The sequence below is a fragment of the Vibrio sp. St2 genome (assembly GCF_947311885.1).
GTDB lineage: Bacteria > Pseudomonadota > Gammaproteobacteria > Enterobacterales > Vibrionaceae > Vibrio > Vibrio coralliilyticus.
Genome location: NZ_CAMZNA010000002.1, coordinates 1,006,724 through 1,029,737 on the forward strand (window position 1 = coordinate 1,006,724; position 23,014 = coordinate 1,029,737).

Annotated in this window: 22 protein-coding genes; 9 read left to right on the forward strand and 13 right to left on the reverse strand. The window is 47.4% G+C overall.

Annotation, left to right across the window (positions count from 1 at the left end):
- Window positions 1–206: 206 nt before the first annotated feature.
- Both QMA41_RS11060 and QMA41_RS11065 read left to right on the forward strand, forming a co-directional pair.
- Complete coding sequence (locus QMA41_RS11060; RefSeq protein ID WP_045986276.1) at window positions 207–593, forward strand: MAPEG family protein; 387 nt, start codon at window positions 207–209, stop codon at window positions 591–593.
- Window positions 593–1,117, forward strand: coding sequence for a hypothetical protein (locus QMA41_RS11065; RefSeq protein WP_019277329.1), 525 nt, complete (start codon window positions 593–595; stop codon window positions 1,115–1,117). Before QMA41_RS11060 ends, QMA41_RS11065 begins: the two co-directional genes overlap by 1 nt.
- A 36-nt stretch (window positions 1,118–1,153) precedes the next feature.
- On the opposite strand, the gene QMA41_RS11070 is transcribed toward QMA41_RS11065, so the two are convergent.
- The gene (locus QMA41_RS11070) at window positions 1,154–2,176 is read right to left on the reverse strand and encodes an acyltransferase family protein (protein WP_281629654.1); all 1,023 of its coding nucleotides are present in this window, start codon (window positions 2,174–2,176) and stop codon (window positions 1,154–1,156) included.
- 235 nt (window positions 2,177–2,411) lie between these two features.
- On the opposite strand from QMA41_RS11070, the gene QMA41_RS11075 reads away from it, so the two are divergent.
- From QMA41_RS11075 to QMA41_RS11085, 3 genes are all read left to right on the forward strand, one after another.
- Window positions 2,412–3,002, forward strand: a complete 591-nt coding sequence (locus tag QMA41_RS11075; protein WP_021458559.1) for a TetR/AcrR family transcriptional regulator — start codon at window positions 2,412–2,414, stop codon at window positions 3,000–3,002.
- Window positions 3,003–3,117: 115 nt separating this feature from the next.
- Window positions 3,118–3,966 carry an alpha/beta hydrolase gene (locus QMA41_RS11080; RefSeq protein ID WP_281629655.1) on the forward strand — a complete coding sequence of 283 codons (849 nt, stop codon included), beginning with the start codon at window positions 3,118–3,120 and terminating at the stop codon, window positions 3,964–3,966.
- A gap of 161 nt (window positions 3,967–4,127) precedes the next feature.
- A complete protein-coding gene (locus tag QMA41_RS11085; protein WP_006960071.1) occupies window positions 4,128–5,516 on the forward strand; it encodes a DASS family sodium-coupled anion symporter in 1,389 nt (462 codons plus the stop codon).
- A gap of 41 nt (window positions 5,517–5,557) precedes the next feature.
- Here the strand turns inward: QMA41_RS11085 and QMA41_RS11090 are convergent, their stop codons facing one another.
- The 3 genes from QMA41_RS11090 to QMA41_RS11100 all read right to left on the reverse strand — a co-directional run bounded on the left by QMA41_RS11090 (window position 5,558) and on the right by QMA41_RS11100 (window position 8,363).
- Window positions 5,558–7,057 (reverse strand): HAMP domain-containing sensor histidine kinase, encoded by a 1,500-nt coding sequence (locus tag QMA41_RS11090; protein WP_281629656.1) that lies wholly within the window; start codon window positions 7,055–7,057, stop codon window positions 5,558–5,560.
- A complete protein-coding gene (locus tag QMA41_RS11095; protein WP_281629657.1) occupies window positions 7,044–7,742 on the reverse strand; it encodes a response regulator transcription factor in 699 nt (232 codons plus the stop codon). Before QMA41_RS11095 ends, QMA41_RS11090 begins: the two co-directional genes overlap by 14 nt.
- A 90-nt stretch (window positions 7,743–7,832) precedes the next feature.
- Entirely contained in the window at window positions 7,833–8,363 is a 531-nt protein-coding gene (locus QMA41_RS11100; protein ID WP_281629658.1) for a hypothetical protein, read from the reverse strand.
- 243 nt (window positions 8,364–8,606) lie between these two features.
- On the opposite strand from QMA41_RS11100, the gene QMA41_RS11105 reads away from it, so the two are divergent.
- The gene (locus tag QMA41_RS11105; protein ID WP_019277322.1) at window positions 8,607–8,858 is read left to right on the forward strand and encodes a DUF3081 domain-containing protein; all 252 of its coding nucleotides are present in this window, start codon (window positions 8,607–8,609) and stop codon (window positions 8,856–8,858) included.
- Between the two features lie 48 nt (window positions 8,859–8,906).
- On the opposite strand, the gene QMA41_RS11110 is transcribed toward QMA41_RS11105, so the two are convergent.
- Entirely contained in the window at window positions 8,907–9,263 is a 357-nt protein-coding gene (locus QMA41_RS11110) for a DUF413 domain-containing protein (protein ID WP_019277321.1), read from the reverse strand.
- A 192-nt stretch (window positions 9,264–9,455) separates the two neighbouring features.
- On the opposite strand from QMA41_RS11110, the gene QMA41_RS11115 reads away from it, so the two are divergent.
- On the forward strand, window positions 9,456–10,349 hold the full coding sequence (locus QMA41_RS11115; protein ID WP_038157118.1) for a LysR family transcriptional regulator: 894 nt from the start codon (window positions 9,456–9,458) through the stop codon (window positions 10,347–10,349).
- 41 nt (window positions 10,350–10,390) lie between these two features.
- On the opposite strand, the gene QMA41_RS11120 is transcribed toward QMA41_RS11115, so the two are convergent.
- From QMA41_RS11120 to QMA41_RS11130, 3 genes are all read right to left on the reverse strand, one after another.
- A complete protein-coding gene (locus QMA41_RS11120; protein WP_281629659.1) occupies window positions 10,391–10,972 on the reverse strand; it encodes an FMN-dependent NADH-azoreductase in 582 nt (193 codons plus the stop codon).
- Between the two features lie 250 nt (window positions 10,973–11,222).
- On the reverse strand, window positions 11,223–14,243 hold the full coding sequence (locus tag QMA41_RS11125; protein ID WP_281629660.1) for an efflux RND transporter permease subunit: 3,021 nt from the start codon (window positions 14,241–14,243) through the stop codon (window positions 11,223–11,225).
- Between the two features lie 14 nt (window positions 14,244–14,257).
- On the reverse strand, window positions 14,258–15,052 hold the full coding sequence (locus tag QMA41_RS11130) for an efflux RND transporter periplasmic adaptor subunit (RefSeq protein WP_043010914.1): 795 nt from the start codon (window positions 15,050–15,052) through the stop codon (window positions 14,258–14,260).
- Between the two features lie 132 nt (window positions 15,053–15,184).
- Here QMA41_RS11130 and QMA41_RS11135 point away from each other — a divergent pair, with 132 nt between their 5' ends.
- Both QMA41_RS11135 and QMA41_RS11140 read left to right on the forward strand, forming a co-directional pair.
- Window positions 15,185–15,898: a response regulator transcription factor gene (locus QMA41_RS11135; protein ID WP_281629661.1), complete on the forward strand. Its 714-nt coding sequence runs from the start codon at window positions 15,185–15,187 to the stop codon at window positions 15,896–15,898.
- Window positions 15,895–17,232, forward strand: coding sequence for a HAMP domain-containing sensor histidine kinase (locus QMA41_RS11140; RefSeq protein ID WP_281629662.1), 1,338 nt, complete (start codon window positions 15,895–15,897; stop codon window positions 17,230–17,232). The genes QMA41_RS11135 and QMA41_RS11140 overlap by 4 nt, the downstream gene beginning before the upstream one ends.
- Here the strand turns inward: QMA41_RS11140 and QMA41_RS11145 are convergent.
- From QMA41_RS11145 to QMA41_RS11165, 5 genes are all read right to left on the reverse strand, one after another.
- Window positions 17,222–18,592, reverse strand: a complete 1,371-nt coding sequence (locus QMA41_RS11145; protein WP_281629663.1) for a DUF1501 domain-containing protein — start codon at window positions 18,590–18,592, stop codon at window positions 17,222–17,224. The two genes, QMA41_RS11140 and QMA41_RS11145, sit on opposite strands and share 11 nt — an antisense overlap.
- 13 nt (window positions 18,593–18,605) lie before the next feature.
- Window positions 18,606–20,399, reverse strand: coding sequence for a DUF1800 family protein (locus tag QMA41_RS11150; RefSeq protein WP_281629664.1), 1,794 nt, complete (start codon window positions 20,397–20,399; stop codon window positions 18,606–18,608).
- 83 nt (window positions 20,400–20,482) lie between these two features.
- Entirely contained in the window at window positions 20,483–21,907 is a 1,425-nt protein-coding gene (locus QMA41_RS11155; RefSeq protein WP_281629665.1) for a HAMP domain-containing sensor histidine kinase, read from the reverse strand.
- On the reverse strand, window positions 21,891–22,562 hold the full coding sequence (locus tag QMA41_RS11160; protein ID WP_006960092.1) for a response regulator transcription factor: 672 nt from the start codon (window positions 22,560–22,562) through the stop codon (window positions 21,891–21,893). Before QMA41_RS11160 ends, QMA41_RS11155 begins: the two co-directional genes overlap by 17 nt.
- A 109-nt stretch (window positions 22,563–22,671) precedes the next feature.
- A complete protein-coding gene (locus QMA41_RS11165; protein WP_006960093.1) occupies window positions 22,672–22,875 on the reverse strand; it encodes a hypothetical protein in 204 nt (67 codons plus the stop codon).
- Window positions 22,876–23,014 lie beyond the last annotated feature (139 nt).

Sequence of the window (23,014 nt, forward strand, 5' to 3'; positions counted from 1 at the left end):
TTGGGAGAGTTAAAGAGCGTCAACTCACTGAAGAGAAACATAGTTAGAGTTTTTGCATGCTTTGGAAGCGGACTCACTGACGGAAGCAATAAAAGAGTATCTTATTTCTTGGAGTTTCTTTTGAGGAGTCGTTGTACGTCAAAGATTTTCTCCATAACTTCTGAAATTATTCTCTACAATAATCAGAGTAACAAGGAGAAATACTTATGATTACAGCGCTTTACGCGTCGATATTAGCCGCACTGATGATATGGCTGTCGATACAGGTAATCAAACAGCGTCGTAGTGCTAAAGTTGCCTATGCAGATGGTGGAGTGAATGCCCTTCAGGTCGCTCGCAGTGCTCAGGGCAATGCGATGGACTATATCCCAATCACTTTGTTCTTAATGGCGATGGTTGAATTTAACGGTGCCAGTCCTTGGATGATCCATCTGGCTGGGGTTGTATTTATCATTGGCCGACTCATGCACGCTAAGTCGGTATTAGCTGAGAAGCTCAAAGGTCGAATTACCGGTATGAAGTTGACCTTTCTGGTTATGGCGGTGCTTATTGTCCTTAACCTTGTTTATCTGCCTTTTGGAAAATTATGGTAATGCCTTTCAAAGTTCCGCCCGCTTGGTCTCTGGTACTGGTTGGCCTAGTCCTCAATATTCTCGCGATTGTCATGTCGAGTGTTGTGTTGGATAGGTTGAGTGCTCAGATTGCGACTCTGGCAGAGCAGAAAGACGAAAATATCTATTCGATTCAGCTCGCCTGGAGCAGTGTCGAAACCTTGGAGCGCAAACGCGAGGCTATTTTGCTGCACTTGAATCAGGTCGGTGACGATAAGATCGATGATGCGTTACAAACCGCGCTTCAAGGCCAACTGAGTGCTTGGCTAGGTGGAACTGTTCCGCTGATCAGTCGTGAAAATCTGAGTCCATTAATGATGCAGATTAATCAGGCTCAGCAGGGTTATCGCAATCAGATTGATGATTATTATCTGAAGAATCTTACCATTACCGAAGTGATGGCGGCTTTGAATGAGAAAATCGCTTGGTACAAAAATATCGGTTTGTTTTTGCAAGTCTTTGGCCTTACTTTGATTCTGGCTCGAGACTTGGCCAGAAAACCCTGATTAAACAAAAACGCCTCCATTATGGAGGCGATTTTGTTAGCGGAATAGCCAGCGCCTGAGAGGTGTTTTGCTCATTGTGGTGACGAAAGTTAAGGTTAAGAAAACAGTCCCGATCAACACTGCCGCATCTTTGCTTGCCCCAGTCATGCCTGTCATCCCGGTGATATTCATCATCAAAATAATCATTGGAAGATGCGATACGTAAATTGCCAGCACATATTTTGACAGCGATGTTATCGCCCAACCTTTGCCTAGTTCTGGTTTGGCGAGTAACCAGAGAAAGCAGCCGAGGCTCCAGAGTAGAGTGCCGAACAGGTAGTCGTTCTCGTTAAACGTATGGCCTAATCCTGATAGCCAATAAGCTTCACCGAAATGAATCACCATACCCGAAAGTGCGATGAGCAAGGCTTGTCTGGCAGTGACAGAAAGGTTTTGCTGGCGAATGAGTAAACCTATAGTAAACAACAATGTACTGAAAAACGGGCCGTTGCGAGTAAAAAAGGGCGCCCACATCTCAGTGACCAGTTGGTAGCTGCCTGCAAGCGTGCCATATAAGTAGAGCAAAGCGGCGACAGGAAGCATCCAGCCAAGCATGTCTTTATGAATGAAGAACGCACACAGGGTTGCCGCCAGCATTAAGGCAGGTAAGAACCACAAGTGCACCAAGCCTCCTTCCATCAGCGAGTTTATCGGGTTTTGTGCCAGAAAGTGCCAATAGCCTTGTCTTTCAGCTAGGTAGCCATGCTCGAATAAAACACCGAAGTTGAATGGCATCAGCAGGCATATCAGACTCCAGACTACAAAAATTCTAAATAATGGTGTTATGTAGCGCTTGAGCGTTTCTATTGGTGCGGCACTGAGCTTAGGTTGAATCAGGTAACCGGCTATGAGGAAAAACAGTGGCACAGCGAAGCGCGTCGTCTGGTTAAAAATGTAGCCAAACCAAGGCGTGCCTTGATATTGCCAATAGGTGAGGAACATCTGACAGTGCATCGCGAGAATCGCAAAAATAGCAATAACACGACCCAGCTCAATACTGTGAATTTTATCTTTTTTCATCGCAATATGGATAAGGAATAATTTGCGCTTACGCTAACAGTTTTGGGATGCCGATAAGCGGTGTCAGGTCAAACTACTCGGGCGTTTCCTTGGATATTGAGCCAATTCTGCGAGTCGGGTCGAGGCCTTACAATTGTTACACTTATCGGCTGGATTCCTGACTATCGAGACATTTATAGATTGAAAAAAAGTACGAACGTGCTAAAAATAAAAAGAGTGAATAAGTGAGAGTATGATGAGCAAAGGTAAAGTAACCCGAGACAATATCCTGAGTAAGGCATTTGAATTGGCGAGCGAGAACGGGCTGGAAAGCCTTACGATCGGTGAGTTGGCCAAGCAATGCGGTATGTCGAAAAGTGGTTTGTTTGCTCATTTTAACTCCAAAGATAACTTACAGATCGCGGTTTTGGAGTATGCAAACCTGATTTTTACCCAACGGGTGATTGCACCAGCGAGAGAGCAAAGCAGCGCCCTTCGTCAGGAGCAGAAGATTCGTACTCTGCTGGATAATTGGCTTGGTTGGAATCATTCATTTCAGGGCAGTTGCATGTTTTTGGATGCATGGAAAGAGACCAATCCAGAAGCGAACCCAACGCAACAAGCTTTGAAAAAAACCATCGCGACTTGGGTCGAGTACTTGAGAATTCAGGTCGCAAAAGGGGTAGAAAATGGTGAGTTTCGCCAAGATCTTGACCCGAAACAGGCCACCTTTGAGTTGTATGGCTTGTATTTAAGTGCTCACTTGTTCTATTCGATTCACGGAGAGCACGAGAGTTACCAACATTTCTGGCAAGGCGTTGAACGCATGATGACAAGCTGGAAGTAAGCATTAGCAGGCTGAGCCACTAGTCTGAACATGAACTGGGCTCGGCCAATAAATTAACTAAAAATAGCACGGTCGTTCGCTTTTTAGTGAGGCGAACCCGAAAAGGATAACGACCATGAGTGAGAAGATTTATTTTAATACCTCGAACAAGTTCAGTGTTAAGAAGAGGTTAGTTAACCTGACGACACGCTTGCATCACACGCTGGCACCGAGTCACGCAAAGCAGACGGCTCGCAAATTGCTGTTGACGCCAGCGAGAACGAAACCAAAGAATGCTCAACCGGAAGGCTTAGTCATGGGCGAAGTTCAATCTCAAGAAGGGCCACTTAAGACTTATCAACTCGGTCAAGGCCCGGTTTGGGTGCTCACTCATGGTTGGTCTGGTACAGCGAGCCAGTTCTTCCCTTTGATGGAGCATATCGCTTCACAGGGCTATACTGCACTGGCGTACGATCATCCCGGACATGGTGAAAGTGGCGGTTTATACGGACATATTCCGGCGTTTGTGCATGGTTTGGAGGCAATTCTTGATAGCGTTGATGAAGTGGCAGGTTTAGTGGGCCACAGTATGGGAACTGCTTCAGCGATTGAGTGCCACCATCAGAAACTGGTCGACAAGCCATTACTGCTTATCGCTCCGGTATTGGATTACCTTGATAACCTGTTTGGCAGCGTCGCTCGCTCAGGCTACTCAATGCGTTTGTTTAGTGCGGTAGTCTCTGAAGTGGAGGAGCAATACCGCTACCCGATTCAGTCGATTGACCCATACAACAAACTGAAATTACGCCAGTCGAAAACCATCATAGTGCATGACGAAGGGGATAAATTTACTAAGTTCTCTGTATCGCAGAAAGCGGCACAGGACATGGAAAATGTCACCTTGGTCGCGACTCAGGGACAAGGCCATGGGCGGGTAATGAAATGCCCTCAAGTCATGCAAAGTTTTGATGAGTTGATTGCGTAATAGACAAATTGGTTATAAATAAAACTCCAGTTATTTCATTGTTTTAACAGGGTTAACCTCGTTTTTGATATGGTTAACAATTTCGAAATGAAAAATATTTCCTCATGAGCTTATGTGGGACCATTTGCATTGCCATCTGGCCCTCATGAGGAAATATAATAATGAATAGAAATGATAGTGTTCCATTGCCCACAAACACTCGGGAGTGGCTGTTAAACCGCAATAGCCTGATTGTTCTTGCCAATGTCGCCTTATTCGCGACCCTCTACTTTACACTGCCCTTCGAACCTCAGGTCGTTCTTGGTCTGAGCATGTTAACGTTTATCGCCATTCTCTGGCTCACTGAAGCACTACACGTAACCGTTACCGCTATTTTGGTGCCTGTTATGGCCGTTTTGTTTGGTGTGTTTGATACTCAAACGGCCCTAAATAATTTTGCCAATTCCATCATCTTTCTGTTTCTTGGTGGCTTTGCATTGGCTGCAGCGATGCACCGTCAGGGGCTAGATAAAGTCATAGCCGATAAAGTGTTGCTCATCGCTAAAGGAAAGATGAGTGTCGCGGTGTTTATGCTGTTCGGCGTGACTGCTGCGCTGTCAATGTGGATCAGTAATACCGCGACCACTGCGATGATGTTGCCGTTAGTGCTAGGTGTCTTGAGCAAAGTGAATTCCGAAAGTGGCCACAAAACTTATGTGTTTGTCCTGCTCGGGATCGCTTACAGCGCCAGTATCGGCGGAATTGCGACCATCGTTGGCAGCCCACCAAACGCCATTGCAGCAGCAGAAGTGGGGCTGAGCTTTACAGACTGGATGAGTTTTGGCCTGCCGACTGCCATCATCTTGCTGCCTATCGCTGTGGCTGTGTTGTTTATGGTGCTTAAGCCAGACCTGAAAGGTCAGTTTGAACTTAACAATGAACCAGTAAACTGGGACAAAGGCAAAATTGTCACCTTGGGTATTTTTGCTGTAACGGTTTGCCTGTGGATTTTCAGTAAGCCAATCAATGCGTTGATTGGCGGGTATGCTAAGTTCGATACGGTTGTCGCTTTGGGTGCGATTGTCGCGGTTAACTTTGCCCGCGTCGTGCACTGGAAAGACATCGAGAAGACGGCTGACTGGGGCGTATTACTGTTGTTTGGTGGTGGTATTTGTCTGAGCAACGTACTGAAGGCAACTGGTACCAGCGTTTTCTTAGCCAACGGCTTGAGTGAGTTGATTTCACACCTAGGCATCTTCTTCATCGTTGCGGTGATCGCTGTATTTGTAGTCTTCCTGACCGAGTTTGCCAGTAACACCGCCAGTGCGGCGCTGCTTATCCCTGTATTTGCCAGCGTAGCGGAAGCATTTGGATTATCGCCAGTGGTGTTGTCTGTATTGATCGCCGTGGCGGCATCTTGTGCCTTTATGTTGCCCGTTGCCACCCCGCCTAATGCCATTGTGTTTGGCTCCGGGCATGTTCAGCAAAGTGAAATGATGCGCGTCGGCCTGATCCTCAATATCGCGTGTATTGTCGCACTTACCTTCATCGCCATGACGTTCTGGGCGTAATAGAAAAGGGAGCTGTTTAAAGCTCCCTTTTTTATCTCTGACTAAGATTTCTTCAACTTAACCTCCACCCTCAGCCCACGCTGGTGGTTGAGAGTCGCGTTACTGAACTTAACGTCGCCAGACATCTTTTCTATGGCACTGGTGACGAAACTTAGCCCTAATCCATTGCCCTCTGTTGAGCGGCTCGCTTCCTGCCTGAAGAACTTCTGACCGAGCTTAGTTAAGCTTTGCGCTTCCACACCGCCACCCTGATCGGCAATGGTCAGTAAGATGTGATCATTGTCGGCATAAGTGTTGATTTCAATCGCTCCTCCTATTGGGGAGAATTTTGCTGCGTTATCGATCAGGTTACACAACACCTGAAACAGCAGCTCATCGTTGGCCATGACTTGTAAATCATGCACTAGGTTTAGCGTCAGGTTGAGTTGTTTTTCTTCCATAACCGGTTCATACAGCTCGTGAACACTGTTGATGACGGTACTGAGATGATTGGTCTGAAGGTCTAGTGTTTCACTACCTCGCTCAAGACGGTTTATTCGCAGCAGCGTATTAAAGGTGTGGACCAGTTTTCCTAGTGTGACTTCCAAATCAACCAACTGAGGGTTTTCAGCCGCTAACCTTTGCACTTTATTGTACACCGCTGTAATCGGAGTGCGTAAATCATGGGCAATGTTATTTGCTTGCTCGCGAGTGGTGTTGACCTGCTCCTCAATGCTATCCAGCATCAAGTTAATCTGTTGGCTGGTTTCTGCTAATGGCCCACTGAGTTGATTGATTTCAATCCGCTGACTCAGACTGTTGGTCTGCTGAATTTTGTGGCTGGTGGCATTGATGTCGGTAAGGCGCGCTTTGATGTTACGCAGCATCAGCATGGTGATCAGATAACCCACAATCAGGACAGCCCCTATGCTCATCAACAGCAAATTGATCGTGTTGGTAAAGGAGTCAAAGTAGTCCAAATTCAGCGAGATATACATGACTTGCCACTGCGACTGGTTAGGCAGCAGTAGCATGATGGTTGTATCATTGTTGATTGGGTGAGCGAGTTCTGGCTGCTCAATCTCAGGGTCGCTTTGAAGCAGTTCGATCATTTTCCTTTCGGCTTCAGCATCGTCTAAGCCACTGAAGGTGATACTAAAATGGACATCCGATAATGAGAGCGTGTCGGCGTCTTCATCATCTGGCAGCATACCGAGATCATCGAGCAGAGAGGCTTCACCTTTGGCAACATCCCAACCTTCTGGAATCAACTCTTCACCGAGCGTGCTGCTGAGTTGCTCATTACTGACTTTGGGACCAAGCTGATAATAAAACAGGGGGTTGCTCTCTTGCCGAACCAGCTCTTTGAGCACGATAGACTGCCCGTCGTCATACCATAGGTCTTCGACCATTCTGGCTTCTGATTCCAGTAAGGGGTAGGCACCCACATCCAATACCCAGTTGCTGAGCTCTTTTTTGGCAAACAGAATGATCAGAATTCCGGCCATCACAAGAACGCCATAAAGTGAGAGAAATTTCTTAAATGGATCATTCAGGAACATCGTTTTTTACCTGAAGAATGTAGCCCGCGCCGCGCACGGTGTGGAGAAGAGGAGTGTGGCCATCAAGGTCGATTTTCTTTCTCAGACGGCTGATATGAACATCTATGACATTGGTTTGCGGGTCAAAACTGAAGCTCCAGACTTTTTCCAGCAACATCGTTCTGGTGATGACTCTTCCTGCATTGTTCATCAGGTACTGGAGGATCTGAAATTCGCGATTGTTAAAGCTAATCACAGTGTCGCCGCGTTTTGCCTGACGGGACAACAGATCCAACTCCAAATCGTCAATCACTAAAACCTGGCTATCGGTTTTGTCAGAGTTGCTATTCGCTCTTAAGGCAAGTAGTTCAACCCTAGCCAGTAGTTCTGAAAAGGCGAACGGCTTGACCAAATAATCGTCGCAGCCGTTGCGCAGCCCGTTGACACGTTCTTCGACACTGTCTAAAGCGCTGAGGATTAGGATAGGTGTCTCTTTACCACTGGAACGAATCGCTTTCACCATTTGTAAGCCATCAACTTCCGGCATCATACGGTCGGTGATGATGACGTCGTAGTCAGACTGCATGACGCTGATCAGGCCCAGTTTGCCATTCTCGACGACGTCTATCTGATGACCGCTTTGGTTAAAGCTCTGACGCAAAAAGTCGGCCTGCTCCTGATTGTCTTCAACGAGTAATAGTTTCATCTATGGATACACTCACTGCCTTGCCCTGACGATTGCCAGGGCGTTAGATATCATCGACTTAATATACGCTGATGATGAGATAATCTTAAATTATAGTTCTGCCATGTTGTGCATTTCGACATCCTCGTCATACATTTCCATCTCTTCAAAGGACTCTTGGTAAATGGAGGTGACTTTGAGAGTGTTGCCGTCGATTTGCAGCATCGTTGCTTCCTCAGCGTAAGCTTTGTCCATCAGCATCACTTGATAAACGACACCGACCGGCTGATATTCTTTAAATGCTTCGCCAACCTGTCCACGAAAGTTGTTCTCAACAAATATCAGTACGTCCAAAAGGTTGTATTTGGCTGAGCTGGTGTCGACGACTTGGCTTGCACCACCTTGACCGTCGAGTTTGACCAATTGTGGTGGATTGGTTTCTTCGACCTGAGCAACATATTGATCTTTACCATTTTCATCGACCGCTAAAGCGATGTACTCATATTTGGCTGGGTGTTCACGTTTGATTTGTTGCAGTGCTTCGACCGCGCTGATGGCGGGGCCGCTTTGGCTCTCGCTTGCCATCGCTGGCGTGATCATAGTGAGTGAAAGGCAAATGAAAGCAATGGATGATTTAAGCATAATGTAATCCTCGATCTGTAAGGGATGTTGTGTTGACCCAAACAAGATTACGTGACGCACCTAAATCCCTTCTGACCTGAACATTACAAATAATTCATCTAACTGTTCATGCGGGCGATGAATGTTTTGTGGGGCATACAGTGAAAGAAAAGTTGCCTAACTTTTGACCTCGCTCAAAGTTGGTTATGGCGAAAAAGAGACGTGCTACTCATACTTAAGAGGTATAAACACGGAGAGTAAGTGATGAAAAATGAACTCGACCCGACCAAGATACTTCACGCGTATGAGACGGTGATGGCGAACGGAACGCCGACTGAATACGGCAAGATGTATGAAGGGGTAGAAGCCTTCTCGGACTACGACGGATACAGTGTGTATCTACGTGGTAACGGCGTTGAGCTTAAGATCGGTTTCCACAATACCTATCATCTGGAGTACGATCAGGAGCATCTGCGTGACACCTTCCTGAAGAAAGTCGCGACCCTAGCGAAGTAATGCATTAGCGATATGAAAGCCCCTTGGTTCGGGGCTATGTCGTTATGGCTAATCTTCTTCGGCTAGGCTGACATCTTCAGAGTAATCTTCAATGGTATCTGGCTTATTGCGACCATTAAGAGTGTGAAAACGCTTACGGCCACGCGCTAACTGCACATACTTCAGCCAGACTCGCTCCAGTTTTGATTTCGCTTTACCTGGGTTTTCTATCACCTTAATAAAGTGCTTTTCCTCGGCATTTTCTGGCTCGAGTATTCGCATTTCCAAACCCTGCATCGTATCCCCATAAAGCGTTAGGATTTCCTCTTCTGCAAGCGTAAAATCCCCGGACTTGGCAAAGCCACGTGGGAATTTGGTGTTGTCATAAAAACGTTTTTTGCCGTGACGAAATAGAGTGTCAGACATTTTGGTAGCCTCTATAAACCTACTTGGTTGAACTAAAACGAAAAGTAGGCGTAAATTTAACAAAAGAAAAACAAAACCTTTTTATCGTCCTAATTAAACACTTTTATGAAGGTTAGATAACAGTTTGTTTAACGGGAAAATAAGTGAAATCCATTATTGTTATCCTTTAATGCTCTTTACTGAGGTATATCGATGGACGTCAAAGTCTTCAAAACATTTTTAGAACTGGCCAATGTGCGTCACTTCGGGCGTGCGGCGGAGAACCTATACATCACTCAGGCAGCGGTGAGTGCGCGAATTAAGCAACTGGAGAGCTATTTTGATACCCAGTTGTTTATTCGTGACAGGAACAACATCAAACTGACGTCATCTGGTGAACGTTTAGTGAGTTACGCCGAAGTCATGGTGGCCACCCTTCAACAAGCAAAGTTGGAGCTGTCTTTGGAAAGTGGTAAAGCATTACAACTGACGATGGGTGGAACGCCAAATGTTTGGGATGCCTATTTACAAAACTGCCTGAGTATTGTGACGGATTCGTTTGGTGGTTACGGCTTTATGGCTGAAGTGATGGGGCGAGAAGCGCTTAATCGCAGCTTGCAGGAGAGAACGCTGGATATGGCGTTCGCGTTTGATCAGATTAAAGCGGACGAACTGCACTGTAAAAAGGTTGCCGATATCGTTTTGGTTCTGGTTTCAACAGAAGAGCATACGCTAGAGAGCGTATTTGAAGATAAGTATGCTTATGTTGATTGGGGAACCAAGTTTGCGTCTGAACATGCTGAGCGACATCCGAAAATTCCAGCACCTTATTTGAGAACCTCGACTGCACGCATTGCAATGGACTTCATTCTTGAAAAGGGAGGAAGTGCTTACTTACCTGCATCACTAGTGGAACCGTTTATTGCCAGTGGGCAGCTGTTTAAAGTGGTGGGTGTTGAGGACTGGCACCGACCCATCTACTTAAGTTACCGCAAGGCGAGCTCTTCGGTTGAAGCGATTGAGCAGGTGGAGGAGTTGGTGAAAGACATTGACCCAATTACCGCGTACTCATTACAACAAATGGCGGATTTGCCATTAGATGAATAAACAAAAAGCCCTCGGTGTACCGAGGGCTTTACTAAATCGGGTTAAACCAATTCAGCCAACTGCTTTAGTGCATCTTCACGCGCTACTGCTGCGGCATCTTCACCCATGTTCAGGGCTTCTGCGTAGACAAACTCAACATCAGTAATACCAATGAAACCTAGCATTGTCGTCAAGTAGCTTTCGATTGAGTTACGCGGCGAGTCTTTGTGCAAGCCACCACGAGTAGTCACGACGATTACTTTCTTGTTTTCGATTAAACCAACTGGGCCTGTCTCAGTGTAAGAGAAGGTCACGCCAGCACGAGCAATTAGGTCGAACCAGTTTTTAAGCTGAGTCGGTACCATGAAGTTGTACATAGGTGCACCGATGACAATGGTATCCGCTGCTTTGAGCTCATCAATCAGTTGGTTAGATAGTTCCAGTACCGCTTTAAGATCATCTGATAGGTCATTGCCGTCACTGCGCAGAGCGGTTGCGACATTCATATCAAGCACAGGTACCGGTGTTGCGGCTAGGTCGCGCTCAATAATGCCCGATTTGCCTTCAAGAGCGTGATCGATCAGCTGGTTTGATTGAGAGTGAGGGCCCAGAATGCTGGATTTAAGAACAAGTGTATTCGTCATAATCATGTTTCTCTGTCTAGTCAGGCTGGATTCAATCGAGCCTTTGTGTCTGTTGCAACTGAGTTTAGGTTTAACGGAGGCGAGAAAAAATCCACTCTCTTCGAGGGAGACATTCGAAATTTTTGAATGACTTTGTTTGATGTGTAAAGCGGCTCACTTTGAGATTAGCTCAGCTAAAAATATTCAGTCTGAGCCCCATGGCAGTGGTCAAAGTGAGCCTTATTCTTAGCTATTTTTCTTGGTTATCTCATTATTCTGCGAGGGTTTGCTTTCGAGCGAAACATAACGCGTAGAGCACTGGAACAACAATCAATACCACGGGCAACGAGAACAACAAGCCATAGCCGAGCGTGAGTGACATTGGTCCCATATAAACATCGGTTCCGCCCAGCCCATATGCTAATGGTAATAGGCCAGCTACCGTGGTGATGGAGGTGAGCAAAATCGGGCGAAGTCGACTCACTGATGCTTCAACCACTGCACTGAGGGCCGCAAGCCCTTCTGCTCTGAGTTCGTTGATGCGGTTAACCAGAACCAACGAGTTGTTAACCACGACGCCTGTCATGCCCAGTACTCCGATCAAAGCAAACATAGACAGGGGTTGCAGGTGAACCACCAACGCCATTAATGCTGCAACGACGGCAAAGGGGATCACCGACATCACCAACAATGGCTGTAGCAGTGAATTGAACATGATCGCTAAGACGAAATAGATCGCGACAATCGCCGCAGGGAAGGCGACAACAAAGCCACTCATGGTTTCGTTGGTGCTTTCCGCTTCACCACCGACATCAATTGTGATGCTCGACGCGTATTTGCCACTGAGGTCACTCAAAAGCTGATTCGAGAGCGCGACTGGGCTGACGTCGTCACTGGTGATTTGCGCAGTGACCGTGACTTCACGTTCACCATTGTAGTGCTTGATCAATCGCGGTGCCTCAATCTGCTCAACCGTCGCCAATCGGCTGAGTGGAACTCGGTCACCATCCGAGGTGTAGATTTTGGTCGTACTCAACTTTTCGATATCTCGATATGGAGCATCAAGTAAAAGTCGGATGTCGACTTCCTGATCGCCAAGCCAGGTTGATGTCACGCTATCACCATCAAACGCTAGACGCAGTGTGTTGGCTAAGTCAGACACGGTCAGATTGTAGGTCGCGAGCCAGTCGTATTGCGGCACAATGTTTAGCTGCGGATCTTTGAGTGCTTCATTATTGGTGATGTCTGCAACGCCGTTTTGCTGTTCTAACCATTGGCTGACCAGTTCGACGGCCTGATCACGTTCACTGGTGGTTCCGCCAAGAACACGGATTTCGACCGGCTCTCCCGGAGGTGGTCCGCCTGCATCAATAGAGAACTTAACGAACAAGCCCTTTTTCTTCATTTCCAACTGATGATTGAGATCTTCAATGATCTGAGCTGCACTGCGCTCGCGCTGATCATAGCTGGTCAGTGTGACAACGCCTTCACTGACTGGTGTTTCGTAGGTCATATCCCAGGAAACCAGTTCGCTGTCAGGCAGAGAAGTGATGGCTTGCTCAACGGCGCTGTGGGCTTCACGCACTTTGTCGAGAGGAGTACCTGGTTCGATTTCTGTATAAATCTCGATGTATTTCGCTGATTCCGAAGGGAAAATATCGAGCTTCAAGGTGCTGATTAACCCCAGTGAGCCAACACAGCATACAATGGCCACAAGCAAGACCGTTTTCTTGAATTTCAGACAACGTGTGAGAAGTACGGTGTAAAATACGCTAATTGCGGCGAAGCGGTCAGGTTTGTCGTTGCCTTCTTTACTTTCTAATGAGCCAGATAAATGCGCGGGCAGCGTAAAGGTACATTCCGCCATGGAAAACAGCAGCGCTGCAATCACGGTGATTGGAATCACCAAGACCGCTTTACCCATCACGCCGGGGATAAAGGCCATCGGGATAAAGACCAGAGCGGTTGTGGTTAAGCTGGCAATGATGGGCTTCATTACCTTTTTGGTGCCTGAGATTGCGGCCTCGACGCCTTTTTTCCCTTTTTCTCTTTCCTGGTAAATACTTTCTGCCACCACGACGGAGTCATCGACAATAATGCCGACAACCAACAGCAGTGCAGCCAATGTGATGCTGTCTAAGTTAAGACCGATGACAGGCAACACCATCATCACGCCAAACACACAGAATGGAATCGACACCGACACCCAGAACGCAATTTGACGCTTAAGAATCAGGCTTAAGACGAGTAAAACCAGCACCAGCCCGATCCCGCCATTGGTGGCGACAATCGAAAATTTATCGTTCATGTCATCGGCAATGTTCTCACTGATCTCGAACTGGAACTGACCGTTAAGACGCGTTTGCTCTTTCTTGAGCAGTGCCTTGACGTTTTCAACCGTGGCAATGATGTCGGCATTGCTGCTGTTGGTGACGGAGAAAATAATCGCATCTGAGCCGTTGACTGCACCTTTCTGCGTGGCTTTGGCAAAGGTATCGACCACAGTAGCGACATCCCCAACTTTGACTATGGTGCCGTTGCTGAGGCTTTTGACTACGATATCGCTGATGTCTTGCGCGGTTTGTACTTGCGTCATGGTGACGATTTTTTGCTCTCGACTCCAAGACTCCACCACACCACCGGATTGGGACAGGTTGTGCAGCTCTACTGCCTGACTGAGATCGTCAAACGTCACCTGATAGCGACTGGCTTTTTCAGGATCAATCTGAACCCAGAACTCACGCTCGTTATAGCCAAACATCGTCACTTTACCAACGCCGGACACATTGTTGAGGCTTTTTTCTAGCTGGTAAGCGTAATTCTGTAGCTGCGCCTCATCGTCTTCTGGGTTCGATAATCCTACACCAAAGCGCAATATGTCGAGTGAGGATGTTTGCATCTGAGTGACGACCGGAGGATTGGTGATGTCTTCCGGTAACCCTTCAACTCGGTCGACTGCCTGCTGAATGTCGCGCAGAATGCGAGCAGCGTCTTCGCCGGGTAAGAATTCTACTTCTATCGCCGACACACCATCCGTCGACTGGGAGGAAAAATACTTGATACCTTCAACACTACGCAGTTCTTTTTCTATCGGGTTGGTAATGTTGAGCTCAACATCCTGAGCGGTGGAGCCTGGGTAAAAGGTTTCTATGTCCGCTGAGTCAAAAGCGATATCAGGGTACTCTTGAAGTTTAAGAGTATAGAGAGAAGCGGCTCCGGCCAGCATCACCATGATGGTAATGATGCGGGCTAAAAAATGGCGCGTGGCAAAGTAAGCAATCAGTGATTCCATTGTTCCTCCCGATCTTAATCTTGCGCGTTAGCGCTGATTGAGTTTGATGGAAGTGAAGTCGTTGCGTAGACAGACATGCCTGGCTTGAGGTGGAAACCCGGATTGTCGACTTCAATTTCAATCGGATAGGCGCGGGTTTCGGTATCCATTTCCACCCCGATGCGTTTAATGGTGGATTGAATACGGTTGTCTGGCGCTGTTTCGGTCCAGAGTTCAATGGGTTGTCCGACATTGAGCTCCTTCATATCGTGCTCACTGGCAAGCAGGCGTATGGTCAGGGTATCAATATTGACCAGTTGATAGAGTAGGTCGCCCTGACTGACCCAATCACCAGATTCCGCGCTACGGCTGACGACAAAACCTTCAATGTTTGACGTTATTTTGGTGTCACTCAGGTCTTGTTCCGCTTCTTCTAGCTCGATCTTAGCCAGATCGACATTAGCTCTGGCATTGAGGTATTCCGCTTTGGCGATATCCAACTCGTTGGCAGATAGGCTCTTTTTGCTGACCAGCTCCTGATAACGTTCAAACGTGGCTTTGGTCAGTTGCAGATTGGCTTGGGCTAACTCTAGGCTGGCTTTCTTTTTGGCTACTTCAAAGCGAAAATCCTGCACTTTGATTCTGGCTAGAACCTGATTTTTGCCAATTAAGTCACCCGGTTCGAGCAGTGCAGACTCCACCACACCGTCGACTTCAGCAACGATGCTTTGTCTGTGTTTGCTTTGCACCTGACCAATCAACTCAATGGCGAGAGCGGGTCCGGTAATGAGAATGCCTGCGATGGCGAGAATCGAAAGTTTTATGTTCATGGTGGTCTCCCCGTGTTCTATGACAGAAAGTCTGAATTTGGGGATGTCGACTTTTTGTCGAAATGTATTCGACAGCACTAAGATTCTCTTTCACACTCAATTTGACATTTTTTCGACAAGAGCGATTTCACCATGAATGAAACACCATCATCGGAGCTGGATATGTTAGTAGGTAGTCGAATTCTGGTCGTCGAAGATAACGAGGAGTTGCAGGGGATTCTGGCTGATTTTCTTGAAGTGAAAGGAGCTGAAGTCGATTTTGCCAGTAACGGCTTGTTAGGGCTTAATCTTGCGTTAAAGCATGAATTTGACGCGATTATTCTTGATGTGATGATGCCGAAAAAAGACGGGATGCAAGTTGCTAAAGAGTTGAGAGAGAATGGAATCACTACGCCAATTTTGATGCTGACCGCACTCAATGGGCAGCAAGACTTGCTGGCTGGATTTGAATCTGGAGTCGATGACTTCGTCAGTAAACCATTTCAGTTTCCAGAGTTGGAAGTCCGGTTGATATCGTTGATCAAACGTTATAAAGGCAATGTTACCCGTACACGCCTAAATTACGGCGATTTGTCGATTGAAGAAAAGACCCATCGAGTGACCCGTCTTGGCACCGAGCTTGACCTGACTCCCGCAACCTATCAAATCTTGCTGATGCTGGTGAAAGCCAAAGGAGAAGTGGTATCTCGTGATTCGCTGATTCAGCAATTGTGGGGAGAAGACGCGCCAGACAAAGATATTCTGCGCAGTCATATCTATCTACTGAGAAATGTACTGGATAAACCGTTTGACTACCCGATGTTGGTCACCGTACCTAAGTTTGGGTTTAAGTTGGTGGCACAATGACTTGGAGAAATAAATGGCGCCAAAAGCGTCACGGAAATTCGATTGAGAGTGTGAAATTCCGCTTGATGATTCACTTTTCAGCGATTGCGCTGACCACATCGTTTTTGGTCTTTTTTGCTTTCTCGATTGGTTTGGTACTGCAAGAAGAAGAACAGCTTGAAGATCACCTCCGCTCTTTTCAGCAAGTGGCGATAAAGCACTATCAGCTGGAACAGGTGCCTATGTCCTACCTCAGCAAACATGTGATTGCCTATTATGGAGAAAGCTATCTGAGTGACGCGGTGAAAAGAATGAAGCCTTTCGCGCAGAATCAGGTTAAACGCGATTATCATATCAATGAAATCAAGCGTGATATCAAGCCGAATATTCCCGACTATCTATTAGATTCCTATGACCTTCACGGTTACGTCGCTTTTTACTTTGAGTTTGAATATCAAGGGGCGGTAATTCCGACCTATCTTGCTATTGATTCTTTTGCCCTCGACTTTGGCGATGATAACTGGGATACGCTGATGGGTATCTCAATGCTGCTGATGGTTTTTTTACTTTTAGTGCTGAAAGCATCTCTGAAACGAGTATTTGCTGGGTTGATGTCGCCCATCTCGATGTTGTCTGAGCAATTAGCAGAGAAAAAGGATCAAGATTTTGATGTACCAGATCAGGCGATTGATGAAATCAAGCAACTGACTCGCCATCTTAACGGTTACAAACAAAAGAAAGAGCGCTTAGCAAAGCAGGAACTGATGTTCGCCAAATACGCCAGTCATGAATTAAAAACACCCATTTCAGTGGTGCTTGGCGCAGCAAACCTGCAAAACATGAAATCCGATACCGATTTTCAAGCGAAGCAGCGAGAGCGTATTCTGAAAGCGGCAACTGGAATGCAGGAAACGGTGGAAGTGCTGCTTAACATCGTTAAGCAGGAAAACGCCAATCGCAACGATCAATATTTCGATGTGGTTGAGAAAGATATTGTGATGGAGCGTTATCGCCAAAAACTGCAACCGGGCGTCGAGCTGACTCTGGAGGTTGCAACCGGATGCCAGATAAACCTTCCGATGAGTGTCTTGAATATGGTCTTAAAAAACCTGATTGAAAACGCGCTGAGGTTTACCGAGCAGGGTGAGATTAGCGTTGCCGTTGATTCACACTCGATAAAAGTGACCGATACTGGGTCGGGCTTGAGTGATAAGCCTGAAACAGATCACGGTTTAGGGTTGTTGATTGTTAACCGTATCTGCCAGAGTTATGGCTGGAAGTTTGAATTGCAAGACAGCCCAAAACAGCAGGGCTGTCTTGCTCAAATGACCTTTATTGGGCACTTTAACTCTTAAATAAGCCGTTAATCTTAGTAAAGTTTTTCAGGTTAGGGAAAATCTCTGATAGCGCACTGTCCGATGCTCCCAACCAACTTCCGAGCGCCGCAGCGTACTGGTCAACGGAAGTCGTTGGAATTAGCCTGCCGTTGCCCGCATCTTGGTTATGTCCGAACGTTGGGGGTGGCATAGCCCCGATGATTTGACGACCTTGCACCGCGCCACCAATCACAAAGTGATGGCCGCCCCAGCCGTGGTCCGTGCCATCGTCATTGACGGCCAAGGTTCGACCAAAATCTGAGGCCGTAAATAGGGTGACTTGATTCTCTAGCCCGAGCTCTCGCAGTGCGGAATAAAATGAGGTGATCGCTGCACTCATTTGCTGTTGTAACTGTGGCAGGGTTGTCGCTTGATTGGAGTGAGTATCAAAGCCCCCCAAATCTATCGAAAATATCTGGCGCGCCACACCCAGTTGACGCCGCGCAGCCATCGTATTGGCAACGCTCCAAAGCTGACTGCCCAGCTCTGTATCAGGGAATTTAGTCGCAATGCGGACACCGCCAGTGGCACGGTTGTAGCTTTGGTTAGCATCAAAGGACTGCGTCATTTTACGAGCTAGATCCTGTTGAATGGGGTTTGATGAAACATAATGGGAGGAACGAAAATGTCGCAGAAGGTGACTTCTCAGTTCGCCATCGGCTTCTTCCAGTATGTAAGGTTGCCTTGCTTGCCCACCCTCTACTCGGTAGGGGTAGCTGCGGGCCCCGGTTAACAACAGCTCACCAGACCCAGTTGAAATGTTATTGAATGGCGTGTCTGGCGAGTGACCACTTCGGGCCAGAGCATCACTAAGGCGGCCTCCCCATCCGTAGCGAGCACCTTCTGGAAGCCCCGACATCCATGTAGATTGCTGGTCATTGTGAGAAAACAGCCGAGCGGGTTGAATGTTTGGAACGCTGTCATAGTTGCTGGCATTGGTTGGCCGAATTAAAGGGCCTACGTTGGCAATCACTGCGGCGTGTCCTTGCTCGTATAGCGAGTGGATACCGGATAATTCTGGGGGGAGCGCATATTGCTGCTGGCCTTCAGTACCGCTGAGTCGCTTAAGATCTTCTCTGGCACGTTTCGTTTTGCTGTTCAGTAAAGGCCGGCGCACTTTGGCCCATCGCTCGTAGTTTGGTGCGTCGTAAGGAATCACCGTATCGTGGTTATCCATTCCCCCGTAGAGGAACAGACACACCAAGGCTTTGTACTCGCTGGGCGTGTCAGCTTTTGCCACTGAGCTGTTTAGTGACGACAGCAGCCCAGCAAATGAAGCCATACATGGGGTCATAGTCGCTGCTGCTATACCGCCTTTTAAGAATTTTCTACGGTTCATAATCCGTTACTCCTCAGTACTGAAATAGGTAGTCCGGTGACGTCATGACCATCAGGATGGCAAGCTGGACTCGCAGTAAGCGATCCTCGTTTGGGTCGAGTTCGTTGATGCTGGTGGTAATAGAGCGCTTAGTATCGGTCGACAGGCGGTTACCAGTCAGAAGCAGGTCTAAGTGTTGGACCAGTTTGTCGGGGTGGCGAGCAAGTTGATACTCGTATTGATAGCGAGCGTGAAAGCTCTGTTTTACTTGTGAGCGGCTGACTCTTTTGCCTTCTTCAGCCAGCTCAGCCTGTGCGTCGTCAATATCTTCCTCCACCATATTGTTGAAAATAAAATGAGTGAGAAAATTGCTGTAACCGGGAAGGCTAGAGGCATTAATTAGCTGCATTTCAGGAGCGGTTAAGCCCATATCGGCACTGTGACTGCCCGGAGGTACGTAGCCGGGGCGGAAATAGTTAAATACCGAAGGCGAACGATAGGGGTGTTGAGAGAGCGCGTCTGCGCTGTCGGTTGACCAGAGATCGAGCTTAAATTGAGGAGTGACTTTTCTTATCTCGAAAGCGCGTGCCCATTGCGTGAAAGTGAGTATGGGCTCCCTCAGTTTGCCATATTGAGAAGCAGGATCTTGGCGTGTTTCAGGGTCAAATAAGATAGCCGCCAACGTTGCTCCTAAGTCGCCACGTTGCCGAGTGCCGACAACTTGCCCATTGGGTAAGGTGTACCAACCCGCATCAAAGCTGTCGGCAACCCGCTTAACGTAAGCAGGGGACGGGTTACTGGAGGTCAATCTTTTGATCAGTTGAGTACTGAAAAATGGTGCGACATTTGGGTGAGCGAAGATATGATCGAGTGCTTGCTGAATCGTTTGTCTGGCGGGAGTATTGGCCGCGAGGGTCTTACCGAGAAAGTGTTTTTCTACCTGAGAGTGCTCCCTTTTGCGAATGATCATTGGTTTGAGCGCTGCGTCCATCCATGCATCGTGGCGTTCATCTTCATCCAGTGTCGCTGGCACGTCGAGGTCAAAGCCCGTAAACACTTTGGCTAGGCCGGTAATATCCTGATTGTTGTAGGCTTCAACAGGCTTTCCCTGACTGTCAGTTTTTTGCGTCCCATCCTGATTGAGTAAGGTGACGCCAATACTGAACAGTTGCAATAGCTCACGAGCGTAGTTTTCGTCTGGTACTCTCCCCGTTGCTGGGTCTGCTTTTTTGCTGCCTATATACGTTAAGTAGTAGCCCATGGTGGCGGAATAGGTTATGTCGTCCAATAGCGTTCGATAGTTGCCGAAAGCGTGTTTAATCAGCAAATCCTGATAGCGGGCAATTGCGGTTGGCGTTTCAGCCAGCACCTCGCCCCCTTTCGTCGAAATGACAAAAATCTCAGACAGCGCAAAGGCCATGCGCTGTCGAAGCTGATCATTGCCTGCAATCGCATTCGTCCAGAAACCAAACGTAGGCGATTCAAACACAAAAGCGCTCAACTCGTCTTCTGACTCTCGGTCGGCTTGTGCCAGTTCAGTCTGAACATAGGGCATCAGATAACTTGGGCGCTCATCGAGCTGATTTAGGAACCACTGCGACTGCCCAAGCTGGCATAAACGGGCCACTTCGGTGCGGTTTGCGCCAAACGTTGATTGATTCAGAAAACGCACTTGGTGCGAGGTATCGGAATTCTGGCAATGCCAGTTTTGATGGGTGTTCGTTGATAGCGCGCCCTCGTTTGCTTGTTCATCCTCTGAGCTCTGACAAGCAGCCGTCAGCAATACGTTCAGTAACAGTATTACCGATAACTTGTAATTCAATGGCATGGCCAATACTCCTTTCCATAAGGCTTGAAAGGAGTATATGTATCTGGCGTGCTAGCGCGGTTTACATATCAGGGCAGCTAACCTTACAAATTTGTATGGTTAGTGAAAAACTGAATATTAAACACTGTCCCTTGAGTGTCGGGTAACAAAGTAACTGAGGCGCCATGAAGATGAGCGATACTCTGAACTAAGCTCAACCCGAGACCATTGCTGGCGTTACTTCGGCTGGTGTCGGCGGTGTAGAAGCGTTCGAAAATTCTTGCTTGGTGCTGAGAGGCGATACCCGGGCCATCGTCTCCCAGTTGCAGAGTTAAACCCGATTCAGAAGGCTGTAAGTGCACCCATATCTGGCCATTTTCTTGGCTGTACTTGAGGTTGTTTTCAAACAGATTAATGATCATCTGGTTCAGCAGTTCGTTATCCCCAGAAAGCATTATTCCGGGCACGATAGCACTGGTGAGCTGTAAGTGATGATCTTCAAAGACAGGCTGATAACTCTCCACCAGATCCTCAACAAGCTCGGACAAATTGATGGGGGTGAAATGCGCTTTACGTTTGCCCGATTCAATTTCGCTCAGACGTAGCAAGCTGTTAAATGTTTTTAGCATTTCTGCGACTTGAGCTTGAGCCTTCTCGATGTGTTGCTCTGAGTGGTCATTATCCATTGCCATTAGTTGGAGCTGATTGGCCAATCGGGTAAGCGGTGTTTTTAAGTCATGGGCGATACCTACTGTCACGTCTTCGATATTGGTGTGGAGGTTTTCGATCCTTTCTAGCATCTGGTTGATGTTTTCTGAAAGACGATCAAACTCATCGGCATGGATGGATAAAGGAACACGTTGGCTAAGATTGGTGGCGCCGATGGACTCTAATTCGTCCGACAATAGATCAAGACGCTGATACACTTTGCGGCTCAACAGGTAGGCAATCAGGACAGACAGAGGCAGAGCGGTCAGGCAGACCCAGAGCAACCCACTCGACAGTGTGTTGAAGATGGATTGGTAATCGTAACTCTCGCTGGTGGCAACGATCAGTGTGACTTCTTGGTCGAGATCTTGGCGCAAAGTTCTGACCTGATACGTTTCTTCGTATGGCTGATCCTCTTCGTCATAGTGAGTGATCTCAAGAGGCTGCCAGTTCCAACCCGGAAGCGCTTGGTGGAGAGGTTCAAAACCGTAACTTTGGTCGCCGTATTTAAGGTACATCACGTAAAGATTACGTTCCATCCGGTTGTGCCAAAAGTCAGGTTCGTTGATTTCCTCGATTTCCAGCCCCAACTCTTCGATTAGCCCGTCTATGCCATTGTCACTGATTTCTTCCGCCAGCCAATGGAACGTGTCGCGTTGTTCTTGCTTGTCGATCTGATTGGTGTTGTACAGGAAGGTTCCGCCAACCACCCCTAACAAAATCAACGCCGACACAAAAAACAGCGCAGAGGAAATCAGCGTATATTTAAAAATGGACGAACGCCAAAGTGTGGTTGGGTTGGTATTAGAACGAGAGGACATAGCCAGCCCCGCGCACCGTTTTGATAAGTTCCGTATTGAAGGCTTTATCGACTTTGTTTCTCAGGCGACTTACGTGGGTCTGAACCAGACTGGTATTGGGGTCAAACTGAAAGCCCCAAACCTGCTCCAGCAGCATGGTTCGGGTTACCAACTCACCTTGATTAACCATCAGCAATTCCAGAATTTGGTATTCACGGGGCAACAGGTCTACTTCTGTGCCTGAATGAGTCACTTTGCGACTGAGCTTATCGAGCGTGAGTGGGCCGGCGGTTAACTGAGTGGAGGCTTGACTGACTGGTTGGCGCCTCGCTAAAGCTTTGACTCGCGCGTTTAATTCTTCGAAGGCAAAAGGCTTGACCATGTAGTCATCGGCACCGGCTTCAAGGCCCGCGACTCGGTCACCAATACTGTCTTTGGCGGTGAGGATGAGAATGGGGGAGTGAACTTGGCTTTGCCTGAGTACGCGTATCGCGTCGATACCATCCATGCTGGGAAGCATGCGGTCAAAAATGATAACGTCGAAAGACTCGCTCGCGGCGCGAACGAGTCCCGTTTTCGCATCAGGTTCGTGACAAAGAGAATGGCCTTGTTCTGTTAAGCCTTTATGTATGAACTCAGCAATCTCTGCGTCATCTTCAACCAGCAGCAATTTCATGCTTTATGTATCCTTCCAGTTCACTGTTTACATAAATTGAATCAATGAATGAAGGATACGTCCACTTCTTTGTCTGATTGAATGAATGTTCCTGAAGTGAAGTTGTGTATTACAAGTCCATCAGGCTTTCAATTGACTCCTCAATCGATAGATTATGGTAGGAGCGAATGGTCTGACCATCAGTCGCATCAATCAATATATTATTGATACCTGACTGACCATGTTGTTCAATGACGCTGAGGCTTTGTTCGACGTTGTCATACGTAAGGGTGAGATTATCTTTTAGCACTATCGTGCATGTGTGCAGGTTCATAGCCAACTTCCTTATTATTTGTATCATCTGCATTTTAACTCTAGAAGAGTTTAAACTGATAGCAAATTCGATTAACTTCCGAAAATGGCTAGTATTAAAAAGTGAGCCGATTAGACTCGTTTTAAGAGTTTGAAAGATG

Bases quoted from the DNA above. Each gene is read 5' to 3' on its own strand.
- QMA41_RS11070 (WP_281629654.1), bottom strand. From the start codon at position 2,176: ATGAAAAAAGATAAAATTCACAGTATTGAGCTGGGTCGTGTTATTGCT.
- QMA41_RS11090 (WP_281629656.1), bottom strand. From the start codon at position 7,057: ATGTTCCTGAATGATCCATTTAAGAAATTTCTCTCACTTTATGGCGTT.
- QMA41_RS11110 (WP_019277321.1), bottom strand. From the start codon at position 9,263: ATGTCTGACACTCTATTTCGTCACGGCAAAAAACGTTTTTATGACAAC.
- QMA41_RS11075 (WP_021458559.1), top strand. From the start codon at position 2,412: ATGAGCAAAGGTAAAGTAACCCGAGACAATATCCTGAGTAAGGCATTT.
- QMA41_RS11100 (WP_281629658.1), bottom strand. From the start codon at position 8,363: ATGCTTAAATCATCCATTGCTTTCATTTGCCTTTCACTCACTATGATC.
- QMA41_RS11105 (WP_019277322.1), top strand. From the start codon at position 8,607: ATGAAAAATGAACTCGACCCGACCAAGATACTTCACGCGTATGAGACG.
- QMA41_RS11085 (WP_006960071.1), top strand. From the start codon at position 4,128: ATGAATAGAAATGATAGTGTTCCATTGCCCACAAACACTCGGGAGTGG.
- QMA41_RS11095 (WP_281629657.1), bottom strand. From the start codon at position 7,742: ATGAAACTATTACTCGTTGAAGACAATCAGGAGCAGGCCGACTTTTTG.
- QMA41_RS11135 (WP_281629661.1), top strand. From the start codon at position 15,185: ATGAATGAAACACCATCATCGGAGCTGGATATGTTAGTAGGTAGTCGA.
- QMA41_RS11060 (WP_045986276.1), top strand. From the start codon at position 207: ATGATTACAGCGCTTTACGCGTCGATATTAGCCGCACTGATGATATGG.
- QMA41_RS11120 (WP_281629659.1), bottom strand. From the start codon at position 10,972: ATGACGAATACACTTGTTCTTAAATCCAGCATTCTGGGCCCTCACTCT.
- QMA41_RS11065 (WP_019277329.1), top strand. From the start codon at position 593: ATGCCTTTCAAAGTTCCGCCCGCTTGGTCTCTGGTACTGGTTGGCCTA.
- QMA41_RS11115 (WP_038157118.1), top strand. From the start codon at position 9,456: ATGGACGTCAAAGTCTTCAAAACATTTTTAGAACTGGCCAATGTGCGT.
- QMA41_RS11080 (WP_281629655.1), top strand. From the start codon at position 3,118: ATGAGTGAGAAGATTTATTTTAATACCTCGAACAAGTTCAGTGTTAAG.
- QMA41_RS11145 (WP_281629663.1), bottom strand. From the start codon at position 18,592: ATGAACCGTAGAAAATTCTTAAAAGGCGGTATAGCAGCAGCGACTATG.
- QMA41_RS11160 (WP_006960092.1), bottom strand. From the start codon at position 22,562: ATGAAATTGCTGCTGGTTGAAGATGACGCAGAGATTGCTGAGTTCATA.
- QMA41_RS11125 (WP_281629660.1), bottom strand. From the start codon at position 14,243: ATGGAATCACTGATTGCTTACTTTGCCACGCGCCATTTTTTAGCCCGC.
- QMA41_RS11155 (WP_281629665.1), bottom strand. From the start codon at position 21,907: ATGTCCTCTCGTTCTAATACCAACCCAACCACACTTTGGCGTTCGTCC.
- QMA41_RS11165 (WP_006960093.1), bottom strand. From the start codon at position 22,875: ATGAACCTGCACACATGCACGATAGTGCTAAAAGATAATCTCACCCTT.
- QMA41_RS11130 (WP_043010914.1), bottom strand. From the start codon at position 15,052: ATGAACATAAAACTTTCGATTCTCGCCATCGCAGGCATTCTCATTACC.
- QMA41_RS11150 (WP_281629664.1), bottom strand. From the start codon at position 20,399: ATGCCATTGAATTACAAGTTATCGGTAATACTGTTACTGAACGTATTG.
- QMA41_RS11140 (WP_281629662.1), top strand. From the start codon at position 15,895: ATGACTTGGAGAAATAAATGGCGCCAAAAGCGTCACGGAAATTCGATT.